Consider the following 18,854-nt stretch of genomic DNA (forward strand, 5'->3'; position numbering starts at 1 on the left):
AGGCTCGAGACTGTTGAGTAACCCTGTGTGACACCTGTCCCTCAATCGAGGTGACAGGTGCCCGCTGAAGCGTCCGCTTCCAGCCCTCCCTCACGCCATTTCCGGCGTCTTTCATGCTTCTCAGCGACCCTCCTGACCCGAATACGACAAAAGATTTCGGACCGTTGCGCATTTTTCGATAGTTAATTATTGTATTGAGACATTAACTATCGCATAGAGATAAACATGTCAGACATTCTGCTTGAGATCCAAGGTGCTGTCGCGGTTATCACACTGAACAGGCCGGCCGTGCTCAACGCATGGACCACGCCGATGCGTAACGAAATCATCACCGCCTTGAAGCACTACGAAGCCGACGCTGCGATCAAGGCCATCATCATGACCGGGGCAGGGGACCGTGCGTTTTCTGCAGGCCAGGACCTGTCCGAGGCCCACGATTTCAGCGGTGACCGCGCGGTGGAGTGGGTCGGCGAGTGGGAGCATTACTACGCGACGCTGCGCGGCCTCTCCAAACCGCTGGTGATTGCGCTCAACGGTACCGCCGCAGGTTCGGCGTTCCAGGTCGCGCTGCTCGGTGACATCCGTGTCGGCCACCCGAAGGTGCGCATGGGCCAGCCGGAAATCAACTCCGGCATCCCGAGCACGACCGGTCCCTGGATCATGAACAGCATGCTCGGCATGTCGCGCACCATCGAGCTGGTACTGACCGGCCGTTTGATGGACGCCGAGGAGTGCCACCGCATTGGCCTGATTCATCATCTGGTGCCGGCTGCACAGGTGTTCGAGAAAGCCATGCAGATCGCGCAGGAGCTGGCGGCCAAGCCACCGGTTGCCATGCGCCTGGACAAGCAGCGCTTCCGCGAAATGAGCGAGGAAGGTTTCAAGAGCTGCATCGAAGCGGGCCGTCGTCTGCAGAAAGAAGCCTACGACTCGGGCGAGCCTGCACGCATGATGGAAGAGTTTTTCAGCAAGCGCGCCAGGAAGTGACCACTGCTTGACCGGCAGCCGGCCACTGGGTCGGCGCCGGGCTTCACCGCACCATGGATGACAGGGGCAAAGTACCTCTCTAACCAACTGATTGACCTTTGCCCTGCCCACGTCCATCTACAAAAACGAACAATTCGTGCCGTAGGAGTCAGTCATGAGCAGTCCAGTTACCCCAAATCGTCGTCAGGTTCTAAAAGCCGGTGCCACGCTTGCGTTGGCGCTGGGCCTTCCGAGTGTGGTCCGCGCCCAGGACAAGCGCATCGTGGTCTCCGATCCCGGCGGCCCGTACACCATCGCCTACCGCAAGGCGTTCTACGACCCCTTCGAAAAAGCCACGGGGATCAAGGTCGTCAGCGTGGCGCGTGAGTCGCAGCCGGTCGCGCAGTTCGCGGCCATGGTCAAGACCCGCAACTACGTGTGGGACGCCACCATCCTCACCATCTCGGCCGACATTCCTTACCTCGAAGCCGAGGGCTTTCTCGAACCCATCGGGCTGGACGCCAAGGACTACCCGGACCTCATGCCCGAGGCCATCACCCCGAATTTCCTGGGGCTGGACGTGTATTCCACCGTTTTGGCCTTCCGCACCGACACCCTGGACGAAGGCAAGCGCCCGCAGTCCTGGGCCGATTTCTGGAACGTCGAGAAATTCCCCGGACGCCGCTGCTTGCGCCGCAGCCCGTTGGACACCCTGGAGCAGGCGCTTTTGGCCGACGGCGTGGGGCTGGACGAGTTGTATCCGCTGGACGTGGATCGCGCATTCAAGAGCCTGGACAAGATCAAGCCGCACATTGACCTGTGGTGGACCTCCGGTGCACAGGCGATGCAGGCGATCCAGAGCGGGGAAGTGGACATGATCTCGACCTGGAACGGTCGCGCCCAGGCGGCGATTGAAAACGGTGCGCCGGTTCAGGTGGTGTGGAATCAGGGGCTGTATTCCATCGAAGGCTGGGCCATCCCCAAGGGCACGTCGCGGGCGGAGATGGCCAAGGAGTTCGTCCGCTTCTGTGCCGATGCCAAGCGCCAGGCCGACTTTACCGACACCCTGGCCTACGGTCCGACCAACCGCAAGGCCTTCGAATCGATCCCACCCGAGCGTGCCGCGTTCCTGCCGACCGCCGAACAAAACCTGAAGAACATGCGCCTGCCCAGCCCGAGCTGGTGGGCAGAGAATCGCACCCAGGTGACAGAACGTTTCAACGCCTGGATCTTGTCGTAGGAGTGGCCGCATGACCGTCAAACTAGAGGCCCGCAGTCTGGGCAAAACATACGGCCAGTTCGTGGCGTTGCAACCCACCAATATCCAGGTCAAGGAAGGTGAGTTCCTGACCTTGCTGGGGCCTTCCGGCTCCGGCAAGACCACCTTGCTGCAGATGATTTCCGGGCTGGTGCTGCCCACCAGCGGCCAACTCTTGATCGACGGCAAGGACGCCACCCACACCGCACCCGGCGATCGCGGGATGGGGCTGGTGTTCCAGAGTTATGCGCTGTTTCCGCACATGAGCGTCTGGGACAACGTCGCCTATGGATTGCGCATGCGGCGTATGGGCAAGGCCGAAACCAGGACCGCAGTGGATGACGCGCTGGCCATGGTGCGCATGCAGGATTTCGCCCATCGCTACCCCAATGAGTTATCGGGCGGGCAACAGCAGCGCATCGCCCTGGCCCGCTGTTTTGCCTATCGGCCGTCGGTGATTCTGCTCGACGAGCCGCTGGGTGCACTGGACAAGAACCTGCGCGAACACATGCAGCTCGAAATCCGCCACATGCACAAGGAACTGGGCGCGACCTTCATTTATGTCACCCACGATCAGGAAGAGGCGCTGACCCTGTCCGACCGTATCTGCCTGATGAACCGCGCGCGTATCGAACAACTGGCCACGCCCCAGGAGCTTTACGATCGCCCGGCGACCCGCTTCGCCGCCGAGTTCATCGGCCACTCCAACGTGCTCAAGGTGCGACGTGAAAACAGCCAGCAGTTCGCGGTTGAAGGCCGGTTGGTCGATTTCAGCGGTTGCGTCGGCCAGGAGGTCGCGCAAACGGTGGACGATGACGCCTTCGTGCTGGTCCGGCCTGAAGCTGCGCGCCTGACCGACCCTGCTCAGGGCTTGCTGGTGGGTTATGTGGATGAGTGCGTATTCCTGGGCAGTGACACCCGGGCCCTGATTCGCCTGCCGTCCGGTGCTCGGTTCAGCGTGCGTTGCGCCCGTCAGGTCAAGCCGCAGGTGGGCAATCAGGTGGGAATCACCTGGGACGCGGACCGCGCCACGCTGCTGGCCGCCGAGGCACGGTCATGAACCTGCGGCGCGGCCTGTGGCCGGCCATTCCAGCGCTGTTGTTCCTGTGTCTTCTCTTCCTGCTGCCGGTGGGTGAGATGCTCATGGGCAGCTTTCAGGACGCCAATGGTGACCTGAGCCTGGGCAATTTCCAGCGCATCGCGTCCACCCCGATCTATGGCCGCGTGTTGGGTATCACATTCTGGATTTCTGCGATGACGGCGCTGGTGGCGGTGCTGCTGGCCTATCCCATCGCCTACCTGCTGACGCGCCTCTCGCCCTATGGGCGTGAGCGGTGGATGCTGTGGATCATGCTGCCGTTCTGGACCAGCTACCTGGTCAAGACCTACGCCTGGATGCTGCTGTTGTCGCGCAAGGGCCTGGTCACCACGCTCGCGGCTTCGGTCATCGACAACCCCTCGGGGCTGGTCCCTGCGCTGTCCGGGGTGTTGATCGGCATGGTGCATTCGATGCTGCCACTGGCGGTCATTACCTTGTTGCCGATCATGCGCAGCATCGATCAGCGCTTGGCGCCTGCCGCGCAGACACTGGGCGCCAGCCGCGCCATGAGCTTCTTCAGCATCTTCCTGCCGCTGTCGGCGCCCGGCATTGCCGCCGCTGCGCTGCTGGTGTTCATCACCAGCCTCGGCTTCTTCATCGTGCCGGCGTTGTTGGGTTCACCAAGGGAAATGATGGTGGCGCAACTGGTCATCTCCTCGGTGCTGGACCTCTTCGACATGCGCTTTGCAGGCGCGCTTTCCGTGGTGCTGCTGGCGTCCTCGCTGGTGGTGTTCCTGATCTACGACCGCGTCGCCGGGCTGTCTTCACTCGGCGGCGAGGCGCCAGAAGGCAAGCGTTCCGGACGCGGCCTGCAGGTGCTGATCTGGCTCGGACACTTCAGTGCGCGCTTCGGCAAGGAGCGGGCGCGGGGAGGGGACAGCAAACTGCTCACCGGCTACAGCATCGTGCTGGTCATGCTGCTGATTCTTCCGGTGCTGATCGTGGTGCCGCTGGCCTTCACCAGCAGCCCGTTCATTGCGTTCCCACCGAAGATGTACAGCTTCAAATGGTTTGAGGAGTTCTTCACGTCACCCGTGTGGCAGGCGGCGCTGATGCGCTCGTTCGGTGTCGGCGTTGCGACGGCGCTGCTCGCCCTGGTGCTGGGTTTCGGGGCGACGATGGCGCTCACCCGCTTGTCTGCGGGGTGGCGCAAGGGGCTGTTCGTGCTGTTCATCGCACCCCTGATCGTACCGCGCATCGTCATCGCCCTCGGCTTGTTGTACCTGTTCTCGCGCATTGGCCTGGCCGGCAAGGACCTGGGGCTGGTGCTGGGGCATACGGTGCTGGCGCTGCCCTATGTGGTGGTGACCCTGTCGGCGGCATTCAAACAGTATGACTGGCGCCTGGACGATGCCGCACGGATGCTGGGCGCAAGCACCTTCACCCGGTTGCGCACCGTGACCTTGCCCTTGATGTCGGCCAGCCTGGTGTCGGCGTTCCTGCTGGCGTTCATCACCTCGTTCGATGACCTGACCGTGGCCATCTTCGTCAGCGGCGGTATCAACACCACGCTGCCCAAGCAGATGTGGGACAGCATCCAGCTCGCGCTGACGCCGACGCTGGCGGCGGCCTCGACCACCTTGCTGGTGTTCATCGTATTTTTCGCCGTGGTTGCCCAGTGGGTATCGCGACGCTCCATCTCGAAACGCAAAGGGCTTTGACGATGCATCCATATGCCGAGTTCTTCCCCCATCGTATTGCCGGTGATCAGCTCGATACCGCCCCTTTGATTCACGCAGGCCTGCTGGCGGACGACGCAGGTGTGCGCCTGACGTTCGAGGGTCGTTCCCTGACCACCGCCTCGTTGCGGCAGCGGGTGGCCTCGTTGCAGGCGGTGCTGGCCGACATGGGCCTTGAGCCCGGCCAGCGGGTCGCGGTGATGCTGACCAACAGCGACGAGCAGATCGTGCTGATCTACGCGCTGATTCTGTCAGGGCTGGTGTGGATTCCGATCAACACCAAGCTGCGCGGCCCGGGCCTGGATTACCCCTTCGAACATGCCCGGCCTGACCTGGTGGTCGGCGACGCCGAATTCGAACCGCTGTTGCAAAAGGGCGCCGCTGGCTCGCTGCGGTATCGCTCCATCGATGCCTTGCACGAGGCGGCGCAAACCTGGCCGTCGGCAACCCTGACGCTGACCCCCAGCGCCACCGATGCGCCGCTGTGCCTGATCTACACCTCGGGCACCACCGGCGCGCCGAAAGGCGTTCTGTTCACCCACCGGATGATGCGCATCGCCAGCGAAGCGGTGCTGAAAGTGGCCGACGTGCGCGACGGTGATCGCCTGTTGCTGTGGGAGCCGTTGTGCCACATCGGCGGGGCGCAAATGTTGCTGCTGCCGTTTCTGGCCGACGTGCGATTGAGCGTGGTGCAGCGCTTTTCCGCCAGCCGTTTCTGGGACCAGTGCAGCGAGGCGCAGGCCACGCAATTGCACTACCTGGGTGGCATCCTCGACATCCTCATGCAACAGGACGGCAGCCGCTGGCCCGCCACCCACAGCCTGCGAACCCTGTGGGGCGCGGGCATCAGCCAGGGCAACTGGGCAGCCATCGCCGAGCGCTTCAACTGCCCGTTGCGCGAGTGCTACGGCATGACCGAGTGTTCGAGTTTCGCCACGCTCAACGCCACCAACAAACCAGGGTCGATTGGCAAGGCACTGCCGTGGTTGCGCGTTGAACTGCTGGATGCGGAGGGGGAGCCGGTCCCTGTCGGGTCGTTGGGCGAGATGGTGTTGTCGAGCCCGGTTGAAGGCGTCTTTCTGCCTGGCTATCTGGACAACCCGCGCGCCACCAGCAGCGCACTGCGCAACGGCCGTCTGTACACCGGCGACATGGCCCGCTTCGATGCCGACGGCGACCTGTTTTTCGTCGGGCGTCAAACCGACAGCATGCGGGTGCGCGGCGAAAACGTCTCCGCCTGGGAAGTGGAGCGTGTGTTCAGCGCGCACCCGTCTGTCCGCGCCTGCGCCGCCGTTGGCGTGAACTCGGACGTCGGCGAGCAGGAGATCCTGCTCTACCTGCAATTGGAGGAGGGCGCGTTGCCGGACATGGCCGGCCTTGCAGGCTGGGTGGACGAACGACTGGCTACCTACCAGCAACCCAGGTACTACAAAGCCATCGACCGTTTCGAGCTGACCCCCAGCGAGCGGATCAAGAAACACCTGCTGGACCGCAGCCTGGCGGGCGCCTGGGACCGACGCGGCTAGATCGCCCGCAGGCCGGAGGAAGTGATCCCGCCGCGATCACTTCCTTCGGCCAAGGCAGGTATTCGTGAAATATTTAGTGAATAGCAATAGAACATGTGGCCCAGTATGCGGATAATCGGCTTTTCAAATTGATGCTGCGTATCTATGGCGAACCCAAAAGCTCCACGAAAATCCGCCGCGAGTGATCCCAAGGAATCCTCGCTCTATGTTCAGTCGGTGGAGAAAGCCATGAAGGTGCTGATGGCCTTCAACGGCAGCCAGCGCCAGTTATCCCTGTCCGACATCGCCAGCCTCACCGGCATGGACCTGAGCGCCACCCAGCGCTTCACCCATACCCTCTCGACCCTGGGCTACCTCAACAAGGACCCGGGCAAGAAATACGAACTGTCCCCCAAGTTGCTGGACTTCACCTTCCAGTACCTGGTCTCCAGCGATTTGGTCAACCGCGCCGCGCCGTACCTGCAACAGCTCAGCAGTGAAACCGAAGAGGCCACCAACCTTACGGTCATGAACGACACCGACATCGTCTTCGTGTTGCGTATCGTCAGCCGTCATGTGTTCAACGCCAACGTCATCGTCGGCACCCGCCTGCCGGCGTGGTGCACCGCGCCGGGCCTGGCGCTGCTGGCGACCTACCCGGATGACGAAGTGGACGATATCCTGGCGCGCAGCCAGTTTCAGCAGTACACACCGGCTACCGTCACTGACGTCGGGCAAATCCGCGAGCACATCAAACGTGTCCGAGAAGAGCGCTTTGCCCACGTCGAAGACCAGTACTTCTACGGCGACATCTCCACCGCCGCTGCGGTCGTCGACAGCAATGGCCGCGGCATCGGCGCCGTCAACATCGCGGTTTCCCGTTCACGCTGGGACGAAAAGCGCGACATGCGCCGCTATGCGGATCTGGTGATTTCCACGGCTTCTTCGATTTCGGGGAAGCGGCATAATTGAGGGTGGGCTGGCAAACCGTCACGGCGTGCCGTTTCTCCCATACAGCCTGTACCCCGGCCGGCTGCCGAGCCGCTCGTAGTAATCAACGACTGCTGGAAAATCCGGCTTTTCGAATGGGGTTTCGAACCACCGGTTGACCGAGAGGCCAATCGGGATGTCCGCCAATGAGAAGTCGGCGCCTGCGACAAAGCCACCAGTCGATTCAAGCTGCTGGTTCAGAATCGCCATGTGCCTGGACCAGTCCGCGCATCCTTCAGCCAGCGCCTGCGCGTTCTGGTGAGCCGGCGAGTGCCTGATCAGAGACAGGAATGCGTAGCTCCAGGATCGGTTCAGGTCGGACGCCTGCCAGTCAATCCACCGATCGATATTCGCCCGCTTCCTTGGGTCGGCAGGGTAGAGGCCGGGCTTGCCATAGGCAGACGCGAGGTAGCGAATGATGGCGTTCGACTCCCATAGCGTGAAGTCGCCATCCTGGATGACCGGCACCATCGCGTTGGGGTTGAGCGCCAGAAACTCCGGGGTATGGGTCGACTTGAAGCCAGCTCCCCAATCCTCTCGTTCGAAATCAAGGCCGATTTCAGCGCAGGCCCAGAGCACTTTGCGCACGTTGATTGACGTCGCCTTGCCCAACACACGCAGCATCCTTGGTGCACCTCTTTCACTTGCGTCTCCGGGCGTTCAAACACGCCAGCTTAAGCGCCCCAGACTCATTCAATCGATCGACCGCTTCTGGCGCAAATCGGCGGCTTCTACTAGCTGTTTTCGCAGGCCGGCTGTGGCGTGTGTATATCGTTAGCTGGTGCTCCCGCCGAAAGGGGCATGCATGGGATTGCCGACTTGATTACTGCAATAGTGTGCAGCACCCGTGAAGCCAGTGCTGCCGGATCAGACAGGCAGTTCATGTTGCTCGAAACGCTATCCCAGCAGAGGTGGGAATGCCACTTGAACGCTTTCCAATCACGTCGCACAAGCTCCCCGTTTGATCTGGCCATCAATTCACTCAGTACGTCGTTGTCGACCACCTTGCCTTGGGCAAAGCCTACGAGTCCGTAGTGCAGCGCCTCACTCGCAACCTCGATGCGCAGCAGAACACCTGTGACGCCAATGTCAAAAAATCTACCTACGTTCTGTAGTTTGAATGGCTTAGGCATGAACCAGCGGCTGCAATTTGCCTCGCTGTAGTCATGCCCGGCAAAATCAGCCGGAGCTGGCTTCGGCTCACAATGCGTCGACAGTGCAGCTTCCAGCGCCAGGAAGAATTCGTGCAGTACCTTTCCTTTTGCGTGTGGAAGCGCCAGGGCGATGGCTTCGGCAGCCATCAGGTTATCCTGCTGAGTGATCAGATCAACCAATGCGTTGCGTGTGATGTGAGTCATCGTCCGTCCTGTGATTTTCTGGACCAGATTCTTGTACTGAATCAATGCGTGCACCAGTGCCGGTGTCTGGCTTGAAGCGTTGATGCACTGCTCGAGCCAGTCGAGGATGTGCTCCTGATAAGACATTCGACGGTACGGCACGCCGCAGTGGCTGGTTTCCAGGGCGCTCGTGCCCTTCTTGGTCAGGTACCACAAGTGCCAACTCTTCCCCGACGCTTTGCCAACTTCGCCGTAGCGCCAGAGCTGCTCCTTGCCGTCCAGGGCATCAATCTTGTTCTCAATCAGAATGAGGTGATCCCGCAGGCGAATCACGATGTCAACACGACCATATCCTGCAAACGCCTGCTCTTTGTAGACCTTGGCTTCAGCTATGGGACATTGGTGCTCAAAACCCATAGTCGACAGGAAAAGCTTTAGAAAGCATTCGCCCTGGCCGTGACGACCACGAGGATTCAACAGCTCCGCGATCATCGCAGAATGCGTATTGACCTCGTCCCGTTCGATCCGGGTAATACTGAAAAGATTGAAAAGCTCACCACTGGCTGTGAGCCTGGCATTCGCGTCGCTAACCAGATCTGCAGATTGACCCAGCAGCGCTACCGCTGTTTCTGCGCTGACTGGGATAGAGTTTTCATCTGATCCAGATGCTGAGCAAGTGCCGCTTTCCCGATTGAAAACAACCATGCGCTAATCCCTGCACTTAAAAAATGCGTCAGCATACCCACAGTGCTGGCAAAAGAAAGCTCTTGAGGAAAAGACTTGGCAATTTGCCACATCGCTTGATGAAGGGGCATCGGCTGCTAGTCAGCGGTACTTGCCTTCCGTAGTTCAAAATTTGAGTAGCCCCCCGCGCACCCGTAGAATGTCGCCGCTCAAAAATCAAAGGACTGATCTCATGATTACCTGTCACGTCAAATACGTCATCGACCCCTATCAGGTCGCTGCCTTCGAACGCTACTCGCGCCAGTGGATCGGGGTAGTGACTCGCTTGGGCGGCTACCATCACGGTTACTTCCTGCCGGCTGAGGGGGCCAACAACATTGCCTACTGCATGTTCAGCTTCGCCAGCCTGGCCGACTACGAACGCTACCGACAGCAGTCCGTGCAGGATGCTGAATGCGTGGGGCTGGTGGAGGAGGCGACTGAATTGAAGTTCATCGTCAGCTACGAGAGGAGCTTCATGCGGCCTGTGCTTGAGTGACGGCTGACTGATCGGTGGCGCGCTGGCCCGGAATTACGCCGGCGCGCCCGGATCGGCCCGGCTGGCCCGGGCCAGCTCGATGAATGCCCTGACCGCTGCGGACGGGTTGCGGCGGTTCGGGTAGTACAGGCACAGCCGGTCTCTGGGAGGTGTCCAGTCATCGAGAATGCGCACGAACTCTCCGGCTGCCACTTCATCTTGAACGTCCTGTTCCATGAAAAAGCCAAGGCCGATGCCTTGGCGCACCACCGCCTTGACGACGCTGGACTCGTCCAGGGTCAAGGGCCCGCTCACATCGAGGCGGGTCACTTCTGAATCGCGTTCGAAATACCACGGAAAGATCGCCCCGTTCGGCAGCCGCACCCGGATGCATCGATGCTGGAGCAAGTCCGACGGCGTTCGCGGTGTGCCGTGTTTTTCGAAGTAGCCTGGGGAGCCGACCACGGCGTAGCGTTGCGGCGGTCCGAGGGGGATGACGATCACGTCGCTGGGCACCAGGCTTTCCGAGCGCACGCCGAAGTCGAAGCCGTCGGCGACGATGTCCACCAGCCGGCCTTCGGTGACCAGGTCAATGTGCACCTGTGGATGCTGCGCCAGGAACTCCACCACCAAGGGCAACAGCGCCGAGCGGGCAGCGCTGGCGAAGGCATTGATGCGCAACGTGCCCGAGGGCCCGGCATTATGGGACCGTACGGCATCCAGTGCTGCGCGCAAGTCCTGCAGGGCAGGGCCTACCTGCTCCAGAAATACCCTGCCTGCTTCGGTGATGGCCACGCTGCGGGTCGTGCGGTTGAACAGCCGCGATTCCAGGCGCGCTTCCAGTTGGGCAATGGTGCTGCTCAGTGCGGTGGTCGAGACGTTGAGATCGATGGCGGCCTGCCGGAACGAGCCTCGGCGTGCGACTGCCAGCACCGCGTCCAGCTCACTTAAGCCCAAGCGTGCGAGTGACATGGATTGTCCTGAAATTCGGGATGGGTCATTAGGTTTTGTCCCAGTTGAACAAACTATCACCCGGGCAGCAAGATCACTTCGACTTAATCCATGCAGGAAACAGCGAAATGAACCTTGATTTGAACGCCAAGCGAGTCCTCGTCACCGGTGGCACCAAAGGCATCGGCAAGGCGGTGGTCGAACTGTTGGTGACCGAAGGCGCAACGGTGATAACAGCGGCCCGCCAGGTGGACGTTCAACTGCCCGGCGCGCTGCTGGTAGCGGCGGATCTTTCCACTCGGGAAGGCTGCGACGCGCTGGTGAGGGAGGTTGAGCAGCGGCTGGGCGGGGTAGACGTCGTGATCCATGTTCTGGGCGGCTCGTCGGCACCCGGCGGCGGTTTCGCGGCGCTGGACGAGGAGCAGTGGCAAGCCGAACTCAACCTGAACCTGTTGCCGGCGGTGCGCCTGGATCGCGCCTTGCTCCCGGGCATGTTGGCGCGCGGGGAAGGGGTCGTGATCCATGTGACCTCCATCCAGAGCCAGCTTCCGTTGCCGGAATCGACCACCGCCTACGCCGCAGCCAAGGGTGCGCTCTCGACCTACAGCAAGAGCCTGTCCAAAGAAGTCTCGCCCAAAGGTGTGCGCGTGGTCCGGGTTTCTCCCGGCTGGGTCGAAACAGAAGCATCGGTCGCACTCGCCGAGCGGCTCGCGCAGCAAGCCGGAACGGACTATGAAGGCGGCAAGCAGATCGTCATGCAGGCACTTGGCGGCATCCCGCTGGGCCGTCCGGCGAAGCCGTTGGAGGTGGCCGAACTGATCGCGTTCCTGGCATCACCTCGGGCGGCATCTGTCACGGGCACTGAGTTCGTGATCGATGGCGGGACGGTGCCAACGGCCTAGCCGTCTCATTTGCCGGAACCTTCAACGCAACCCCTTCGCCTCGAACAACTCCACCAGCCACTCCACGAAAACCCTGACCCGGGCGCTGAGGTGGCGGTTGGGGGAGTAGACGATGTAGATCGGGTTGGGCTCCAGTGACCAGTCCTCGAGCAACCGGACCAGGGCGCCGGACTTGAAATGAGGTTCGGCCATGAACATCAGCGTCTGCAACACGCCCATGCCGGCCAGGGCCGCGGCGAGCAGGGCATTGGAGTCGTTCACGGAGACGAAGTAATTGGCGTCCACCGAGATGCGCTCGTCACCTCTGACGAACTCCACGGGCAAGCGCCGACTGGTTCCGGCGAAGAAATAGCGAACCATCTGATGGTTGGTTTCCAGATCTTTTGGATGCGATGGAGTGCCATGGGTGGCAAGGTATCCGGGCGTCGCGCAGGTGACGGACGTGAGGCTGCCCAGGCGCCTGGCGATCAGCGAAGGATCACTCAAGGTACCGCCACGGATGACGCAATCGACCCGGTCGCCGAGCAGGTCCACCGGCCTGTCACTGACGCCAATGTCCAGTTGCAATTCGGGGTAGCGTTGCTGGAAATCCGGCAGCGCGGGCAACACCAGCATTGTCGCCATGGTCGAGCCCATGTCCACCCGCAAGCGACCATGGGGACGGGTCTGGGCGCTGACCAGATCCGATTCGGCTTCCAGCCACTGATCCACCACCCGCACCATGCGCTCGTAATAAGCGGTTCCGTCGTTGGTGAGCGAGATGCGTCGCGTGGTGCGGTTGAGCAATTTCACCCGCAGATGACTTTCCAGCGACTGGATGTGCTTGGTGACGGTGTTGCGTGGAAGGTTCAGCGTTTGCGCCGCCTTGACGAAGCTGCCGGCTTCCACCACCTGGATAAAGGCTTTGACTGCCGTGAAGTAGTCCACGAGATGACCCATCCATCGAGATCAGGGCCGAAGAGTATTAGCCCGTTTTTGGGAATAGTGGTGTCATTTTTAGCTAATTTATCCCGCATTGGCTATCTCTTACATTGATCTCACCGAAACGAAGCCACCCATTCCGGTTGGCCCCCAGGTGGAGATCAGACAGATGACTCAGCAACTCAAAGGCAAGGTGGCACTGGTAACCGGCGGCTCGCGTGGCATTGGTGCTGCCATTGCAAAACGTCTCGCGGCAGACGGCGCGCACGTCGCGTTCAGTTATGCAAAATCCCCTGAGCAGGCGCAAAACGTGGTCGCCGAGATTGAGGGTCATGGCGTGCAGGCGCTGGCGCTTCAGGCCGACCAAGGCGACTCGGCGCAAGTGACCGCGCTGGTCAAACAGGTCCATCAGCACTTCGGTCGCCTGGACATCCTGGTCAACAGCGCTGGCGTGTTCGTCACCGGCCCCGTGGGAGATCCCGATGCCGACATCGCGGCATTCGATCGTCAGCAAGCGGTCAACGTCGGTGGTGTCGTGACTGCGGTGCGCACTGCAGTCGGCCTGATGAACGACGGTGGACGCATCATTTCCATAGGCACGACCGGCGCCGACCGCGTGCCGTTCCCCGGCGCTGCCGATTACGTCGCGACCAAGGCCGCCGTCGCCGCTTACACCCGTGGCTGGGCCCGCGACCTGGGCCCGCGCAACATCACCGTGAACGTCATTCAGCCGGGTGCGATCAACACCGAGATGAACCCAGCAACCGCCGACCATGCGCCCTTCCTTGCAGGCTTGGCAGCCCTGGGGCGTTACGGTCAGCCGGATGACATCGCCGCTGCCGTGTCCTTCCTGGCAGGCCCCGAGGCGTCGTACATCACCGGCGCCACGCTCAACGTCGATGGCGGCCAGAGCGCCTGATCGACCTCACATCCAGTAACCCGATCGGCACTGCCGCGCTACATCCGCGTAGCAGTGCTTCCTCCGGGATTCGGTTTTTCGCCAATCACGTTTTCAATCGCCGAGGCAGTCATGACTCAACGCATCCGGATTTACCAGCAAGGCACACCCGCAGTCCTTCACCACGAAACCTTTGAGCTGGAGTCTCCCTCCCGTGAGCAGGTGGTGATACGCCACGAAGCCATCGGCGTGAACTTCGTCGATACGATGTTCAGGGACGGCACCTTCAAGGTCCCACTGCCGTTCAGCATGGGCGTGGAGGCAGCGGGCACCGTCGAGGCTGTCGGCTCGCGTGTGCAGCATTTGAAAGTGGGGGATCGCGTCGGTTATTTCTTCTCGTTCGGCGCCTACGCGGACCGGCGGGTGATTGATGCCAGTGCGCTGATCAAACTCCCCGACGACATCTCCAGCGAACAGGCCGCAGGGCTTCTGTCGAAAGGCCTGACGGCGTGGGCTTTGGTCAGGCAGGTGCATGGGGTTCAAGCCGGCGAAACCCTTGTCGTGCACGGCGCATCCGGTGGGGTGGGAAGCCTGCTTGCACGCTGGGCCAAATCCCTGGGCGCCACCGTCATCGCCACGGTCGGCTCAGCCGGCAAAGCCCGAATCCTCGAGGGTTGGGGGCTGGATCATGTGTTGCGTTCCGACGAGCCGGACCTGGCTGCGCGGATCAAGGCTGTCAACAGTGGAAGGGGCGTCGATGTGGTGTACGACCTGGTCGGTCGGCAGACGCTGGACGCGTCACTCAGCGTACTGCGCGACGGCGGTGATCTCGTCCACGTCGGCAACGCCTCGGGCAGCGTCGCTGCAGACACCGCGCTGCTGGCCGCGCGGGGCATTCGCTACGTCCAGCCGTCAACGCCGCAATACGTCAACCCGCAGAATCAGGACAGGGCAGCCTCGGAGTTGTTCGAGCGCTTCCGCGAAGGGGCCCTGGGTCATCTGGAACTCACTCGGTATCGGCTGGAAGAGGCAGCGTTGGCTCATGAGGCCATGGCGGCACGCAAACACGTCGGGTCGATTGTGCTGGTGCCTTGAAGTCTTTGCGGGCTGGCTTGCGGTTGTGATGGTGATTCAGACCGTACGCCCCGTGCGCAGAAAGTCAGCCCATTTGCGCACCAGGTAGTTGTGTTCGTCCATCACCGAGTTCCACACCGCAATGTGGCCCATGCGTTGCGCGTAGGTGCCGCCTTCGCGTACTTGGCCTGGCTCGATGAGCGGCGCGTCATCGCTGCCCAGCAGGTGCTCGGAGGCGGGTTTTCCGTCGTACCAGTAATCCCACTCGCTGGCTGCCAGGTGCTCCCTGACTCGCGCGGGGTTGGAGAGGTAAAAGCCCTGGCGCGCCATGACTGCACCGGGCCAGCCTGAGAGCCACCAGTTCAGATAGGCATAGGCCGCATCCTTGACACTGCCCTCGGCGCATCTGGACAGGGACAGCCCGCCAAACCATGCCCGATAGCCTTCCTTGGGTACGGCCAGACGGTACTCGATGCCTGCGCGGTGCAGTTGCATCAGTGTCGGCGACCAGAGACTCTGGATGTGGACGTCCGGGCCGAGCATGAGCTCTCCCGCTTCCCGGTCATCCGACCAGAACGCGGCAAAGTGGCCGCCGCGCCGGCGTGCAATCAGCACTCGGGCCAGCGTGTCGATCTCATCGAGCCTCAGATTTCCGACGTTATCGAATCTGGCGAGGCCAGCAGCCTGCACGGCAAGCGCGGCGTCCAGTGCGCCAATGGCGGCGTCGCTCTGCAGGGCGATGTGCCCGGCCCATGCGGGGTCCAGCAGCCATGACCAGCTCTCTGCCTTGCCGCTCAAGCCTGAGGGCAGGTATTCCGGGCGATAGGCGAAACTGTCGGCATTGTGGGTCAAGGGCAACATGCTGATGCGTTCGGTGGGTGTGCTGCCCAGGCTGTTGTCGTGCTGAACGTACAGCCTGTCACACGGCAGGCTGCCGGTGGCGAGCCTGTCCCCGGGATTCAGGCGACCGAGCTTGGGCAGGTCATTGATCTCATCCCACAGGGCGATGCGGGTGGTGTCTATGGGCTGGATAGCCCGTGCTGGCCAGACGAAATCGACGTTGTGGAACCACTGATCGTAGAGGTCGTAGCTCTGGGGGTGCATAACGGCGATGCGCTGCGCGGTCTGCATGTCATGGATCTGGTATTCCAGGCTGATGCCCAGATCCTCTTCGGCACGCTGACGAATGCATTCGAGCAAGGTAACCGAGGTGCCCAGTACCCTGAGCTTGATCTGAGAGGTCATGCAGCGATTCCAGTATTGCCAATGAATGCGTTGAAGGAGCGGCGAAGCAGATTCGTGTCCAGGTCCCGGACAATGAACACCAGCCGGGAGCAGCGTTCGTGGCCGGCGGGCCAGGCGCTCAGGTGAAGTGGCGCATGTAGCGTGTGTTGCACCCCATGGATGACGATGGGATGGGGTGAGTCGATCACATCGAGAATGCCTTTGACCCTGAGTATCCGATCGCCGTGGCATCTTAGCAGCATCGATAACCACACCCCAAAATCGACCCAGTCCAGCGGCGCGTCAAAGGTCAGGCAGCAGACCTCTGCGTTGCCGTGGCGTTGCTGGTTGACCGGGGAAAATAGCTGCCAGCCTTGCACTTCGTCTGCTGCCGAGGCGCCTCGCGCACCTTCCCCCAGTAGCATCTGATCGCCTTCGTGGATCTCATGGGTGAACGCCTGGGAGGCGGTCGGATTGAGTGCGTGCAGCCTTGACCGCAATGCCTCGATAGCAGCAGCGTCCACCCGATCGGTCTTGCTAAGCAGCAGGCGGTCGGCTGCGGTGACCTGAACCAGCCATTCGGGGTGAACGCGTTGCTGCATCGACGCATGCTCGGCGTCTACCACCGTGATCAGCAGGGCGATGTGAAAGCGGCCGCGCAACTGAGGGTCGCGCAGCAGTGTTGATAGAATAGGGGCCGGATTGGCCAGCCCGGTGGTCTCCAGCACCACCCGCTTGAACGCAGGCACTTCACCTCGTTCACGGCGGGCGTGAAGGTCGAGCAATGCCTGTTTGAGATCGCCTTGCACCGAACAACAGACGCAACCTCCCGGCAGCAAGACGGTGCCGGGCGCGACTTCCTCGACCAACAGATGGTCGATGCCGATGTCGCCAAACTCATTGATCAGAAGCGCGGTATCACCGAACGACTGGCCCGCCAGCAGACGGTTGAGCAGCGTGGTCTTGCCGCTGCCCAGAAATCCTGTGATGACACTGACCGGCAGGCTCATGCGGGGCGCTCCAATGCTGTGAGGATCGTTTCGGCGAACGGATCGAGAGGACGCCCGATCAACAGCTCGGCCTGTTGCCACAGTTCTTCCAGACCGTTCGCCAGCGCCTGACGCCCCGTCGCTCCCTGCAGAAGATACGAGGCGCCCTGGACGTCGGATACCGTCAGCCGGAAGGGCCTGAGTATTCGGTTGATTGCCTGAATCCTGCGCAGACGTTCTCGCCTGCGGGGCAGGGTTGCCATCAGAGGATCACTCCAGTGACTCTCTTCGCCGATCAAACCGCACAAGCCGCACATCGTGGTTCTCCTCAGGGCATGACGTCGCCGGAGTTGGGGCCCAAGGTCTGACCGACGAACAGATTGCCGCCCGGTTCGCTTGCCAACAGCACCGCGATGGGGGCGACCTCATGGGCTTTGCCGAAGCGGCCCAGGGGCAGTTCCTTGGCCTTGGCCTCTTTCCAGGCCTGGCTGATGCCATCCACCAGCGGGGTTTCGATTGGGCCGGGCGCGATTACGTTGACCAGCACATTCTGTTTGCCCACTTCCAGCGCCAGCGACTTGGTGAACCCGATGACGCCGGCCTTGGCCGCTGCGTAATGGCACAACTCGGCGCCGCCCTTGATGCCCAGTTGCGAAGCCACGTTGATGATGCGCCCCCACTGCTGCGAGAGCATGTGGGGCAGGGCGCGCTGGCTGGCGATGAACACGCTGGTCAGGTCGATGCGCAGCATGTCGTCCCACATCGCCTGGGTCAGGTCGACACAGGGGGCCTGGGTCAGCATGCCGGCGTTGTTGACCAGAATGTCGATGCCGTCGTAACGGGCAACGCAGGCGTCGACACCGGCACGGGCACCGTCGACCGTACCGACATCCGCGACACATTCCTCAACGTCGACATCGAGGGCTCGGCATTGCTGCGCGGTGTTGGCGAGCCGCTGGGCATCGCGGTCGCACAGGACCAGGCGTGCGCCTGCTTCGGCATAGGCCAGGGCAATGGCGGCGCCGATGCCGCTGGCCGCGCCGGTGATCACGGCGCGGCGATTGTGTAGAGCTTTCATGAGCGGTTCCTATTCAGGCCAGCGGACGGTCAGGCCGCCGTCGATGATGATGCTTTGGCCGGTGATGTAGGTGGATTCGTCACTGGTCAGAAAGCGCACCAGGTCGGCCACTTCCCGCGCCTTGCCAACCCGGCCAAGGGGAATGGCGCGGGCGGCTTGCGCCAGGCCCTCAGGCCCCAGAGAGTTCTTGGCATCCAGGGACTGAGGTGTTTCAATCAGCCCCGGGATCACGGCGTTGCAGCGAATGCCGCGTCCGGCCAGCTCCACGGCCAGTGAGCGGCACAGGCCCGGCACGCCGGCTTTGGCGGCGGCGTAATGCGCGTGATCCTGCCAGCCATAGACACCGCCGGCGATGGAGGAAATGGCAACCAGCGAGCCGCCTTGCATGTGCCGCACAGCGGATCTGAAGGTGCGCATCACGCCAGTCAGATCCACGTCGAGCATTTCGTTCCAGCGCTCATCGGTCATTTCCAGCAGCGGCGCCCGGCGCAGCAAGCCTGCGTTGGCCACCGCGCAGTCGAGGCGTCCGAAGTGTTCGATGGCTGCGGCCGCCAGCGCATCCAGTGAGGCGCTGTCGGTCACATCGGCTGCCAGCATCAGGCATTGTCCGCCGGCCGCTTCGACCAGGTGGCGGGTGTGCTCCGGGTCATGGGCGTCGCCCGCGAAGTAGCCGCCGACCACGCGTATCCCGCGCTCGGCGTAGGCCACGGCCAAAGCCTGGCCGATGCCGCTGGCCGCGCCGGTAATCAATGCGACAGGTGAATGAGTTGTCATCAAGGTCT

Annotated in this window: 19 protein-coding genes; 10 read left to right on the top strand and 9 right to left on the bottom strand. The window is 62.0% G+C overall.

Annotated features, from left to right (window positions below):
- Positions 1-225 precede the first annotated feature (225 nt).
- The 6 genes from ACIPO9_RS08695 to ACIPO9_RS08720 all read left to right on the top strand — a co-directional run bounded on the left by ACIPO9_RS08695 (position 226) and on the right by ACIPO9_RS08720 (position 7,479).
- Positions 226-987, top strand: coding sequence for an enoyl-CoA hydratase/isomerase family protein (locus tag ACIPO9_RS08695; protein WP_400780102.1), 762 nt, complete (start codon positions 226-228; stop codon positions 985-987).
- A 154-nt stretch (positions 988-1,141) separates the two neighbouring features.
- Positions 1,142-2,206 (top strand): ABC transporter substrate-binding protein, encoded by a 1,065-nt coding sequence (locus ACIPO9_RS08700; protein WP_400780104.1) that lies wholly within the window; start codon positions 1,142-1,144, stop codon positions 2,204-2,206.
- A 10-nt stretch (positions 2,207-2,216) separates the two neighbouring features.
- Positions 2,217-3,284 carry an ABC transporter ATP-binding protein gene (locus ACIPO9_RS08705; RefSeq protein WP_400780106.1) on the top strand — a complete coding sequence of 356 codons (1,068 nt, stop codon included), beginning with the start codon at positions 2,217-2,219 and terminating at the stop codon, positions 3,282-3,284.
- Entirely contained in the window at positions 3,281-4,984 is a 1,704-nt protein-coding gene (locus ACIPO9_RS08710; RefSeq protein ID WP_400780108.1) for an ABC transporter permease subunit, read from the top strand. Before ACIPO9_RS08705 ends, ACIPO9_RS08710 begins: the two co-directional genes overlap by 4 nt.
- Before the next feature lie 2 nt (positions 4,985-4,986).
- Positions 4,987-6,528, top strand: a complete 1,542-nt coding sequence (locus ACIPO9_RS08715) for an AMP-binding protein (protein ID WP_400780110.1) — start codon at positions 4,987-4,989, stop codon at positions 6,526-6,528.
- A 144-nt stretch (positions 6,529-6,672) separates the two neighbouring features.
- Complete coding sequence (locus ACIPO9_RS08720; protein ID WP_400780112.1) at positions 6,673-7,479, top strand: IclR family transcriptional regulator; 807 nt, start codon at positions 6,673-6,675, stop codon at positions 7,477-7,479.
- Positions 7,480-7,497: 18 nt separating this feature from the next.
- On the opposite strand, the gene ACIPO9_RS08725 is transcribed toward ACIPO9_RS08720, so the two are convergent.
- Both ACIPO9_RS08725 and ACIPO9_RS08730 read right to left on the bottom strand, forming a co-directional pair.
- The gene (locus ACIPO9_RS08725; RefSeq protein ID WP_400780114.1) at positions 7,498-8,121 is read right to left on the bottom strand and encodes a glutathione S-transferase family protein; all 624 of its coding nucleotides are present in this window, start codon (positions 8,119-8,121) and stop codon (positions 7,498-7,500) included.
- Positions 8,122-8,231: 110 nt separating this feature from the next.
- The gene (locus ACIPO9_RS08730) at positions 8,232-9,539 is read right to left on the bottom strand and encodes a PD-(D/E)XK nuclease family protein (protein ID WP_400780115.1); all 1,308 of its coding nucleotides are present in this window, start codon (positions 9,537-9,539) and stop codon (positions 8,232-8,234) included.
- 211 nt (positions 9,540-9,750) lie between these two features.
- Here ACIPO9_RS08730 and ACIPO9_RS08735 point away from each other — a divergent pair, with 211 nt between their 5' ends.
- Positions 9,751-10,056, top strand: a complete 306-nt coding sequence (locus tag ACIPO9_RS08735; protein ID WP_400780117.1) for an NIPSNAP family protein — start codon at positions 9,751-9,753, stop codon at positions 10,054-10,056.
- Between the two features lie 33 nt (positions 10,057-10,089).
- On the opposite strand, the gene ACIPO9_RS08740 is transcribed toward ACIPO9_RS08735, so the two are convergent.
- A complete protein-coding gene (locus tag ACIPO9_RS08740) occupies positions 10,090-11,007 on the bottom strand; it encodes a LysR substrate-binding domain-containing protein (protein WP_400780119.1) in 918 nt (305 codons plus the stop codon).
- Positions 11,008-11,114: 107 nt separating this feature from the next.
- On the opposite strand from ACIPO9_RS08740, the gene ACIPO9_RS08745 reads away from it, so the two are divergent.
- Positions 11,115-11,888 carry an SDR family oxidoreductase gene (locus tag ACIPO9_RS08745; RefSeq protein WP_400780121.1) on the top strand — a complete coding sequence of 258 codons (774 nt, stop codon included), beginning with the start codon at positions 11,115-11,117 and terminating at the stop codon, positions 11,886-11,888.
- Between the two features lie 21 nt (positions 11,889-11,909).
- On the opposite strand, the gene ACIPO9_RS08750 is transcribed toward ACIPO9_RS08745, so the two are convergent.
- Positions 11,910-12,815 (bottom strand): LysR substrate-binding domain-containing protein, encoded by a 906-nt coding sequence (locus tag ACIPO9_RS08750; protein WP_400780521.1) that lies wholly within the window; start codon positions 12,813-12,815, stop codon positions 11,910-11,912.
- A gap of 163 nt (positions 12,816-12,978) precedes the next feature.
- Here ACIPO9_RS08750 and ACIPO9_RS08755 point away from each other — a divergent pair, with 163 nt between their 5' ends.
- Both ACIPO9_RS08755 and ACIPO9_RS08760 read left to right on the top strand, forming a co-directional pair.
- Positions 12,979-13,728 carry an SDR family NAD(P)-dependent oxidoreductase gene (locus tag ACIPO9_RS08755; RefSeq protein ID WP_400780123.1) on the top strand — a complete coding sequence of 250 codons (750 nt, stop codon included), beginning with the start codon at positions 12,979-12,981 and terminating at the stop codon, positions 13,726-13,728.
- Positions 13,729-13,839: 111 nt separating this feature from the next.
- Positions 13,840-14,802, top strand: a complete 963-nt coding sequence (locus tag ACIPO9_RS08760; RefSeq protein ID WP_400780125.1) for a quinone oxidoreductase family protein — start codon at positions 13,840-13,842, stop codon at positions 14,800-14,802.
- 36 nt (positions 14,803-14,838) lie between these two features.
- Here ACIPO9_RS08760 and ACIPO9_RS08765 read toward each other — a convergent pair whose 3' ends face one another.
- From ACIPO9_RS08765 to ACIPO9_RS08785, 5 genes are read right to left on the bottom strand one after another with little or no spacing between them, the layout of a single operon-like run.
- Positions 14,839-16,026: a PotD/PotF family extracellular solute-binding protein gene (locus tag ACIPO9_RS08765; RefSeq protein ID WP_400780127.1), complete on the bottom strand. Its 1,188-nt coding sequence runs from the start codon at positions 16,024-16,026 to the stop codon at positions 14,839-14,841.
- Positions 16,023-17,015: a CobW family GTP-binding protein gene (locus ACIPO9_RS08770; protein ID WP_400780128.1), complete on the bottom strand. Its 993-nt coding sequence runs from the start codon at positions 17,013-17,015 to the stop codon at positions 16,023-16,025. The genes ACIPO9_RS08765 and ACIPO9_RS08770 overlap by 4 nt, the downstream gene beginning before the upstream one ends.
- Positions 17,012-17,311, bottom strand: a complete 300-nt coding sequence (locus ACIPO9_RS08775) for a hypothetical protein (protein WP_400780130.1) — start codon at positions 17,309-17,311, stop codon at positions 17,012-17,014. The genes ACIPO9_RS08770 and ACIPO9_RS08775 overlap by 4 nt, the downstream gene beginning before the upstream one ends.
- A gap of 11 nt (positions 17,312-17,322) precedes the next feature.
- Entirely contained in the window at positions 17,323-18,072 is a 750-nt protein-coding gene (locus ACIPO9_RS08780; RefSeq protein ID WP_400780132.1) for an SDR family NAD(P)-dependent oxidoreductase, read from the bottom strand.
- Positions 18,073-18,081: 9 nt separating this feature from the next.
- Complete coding sequence (locus ACIPO9_RS08785; RefSeq protein ID WP_400608288.1) at positions 18,082-18,846, bottom strand: SDR family NAD(P)-dependent oxidoreductase; 765 nt, start codon at positions 18,844-18,846, stop codon at positions 18,082-18,084.
- Positions 18,847-18,854: the final 8 nt, after the last annotated feature.

Origin of the sequence: Pseudomonas sp. NPDC090203 (assembly GCF_044746765.1) — a bacterium.
In the GTDB taxonomy this organism is placed as follows: Bacteria; Pseudomonadota; Gammaproteobacteria; order Pseudomonadales; family Pseudomonadaceae; genus Aquipseudomonas; species Aquipseudomonas putida_AD.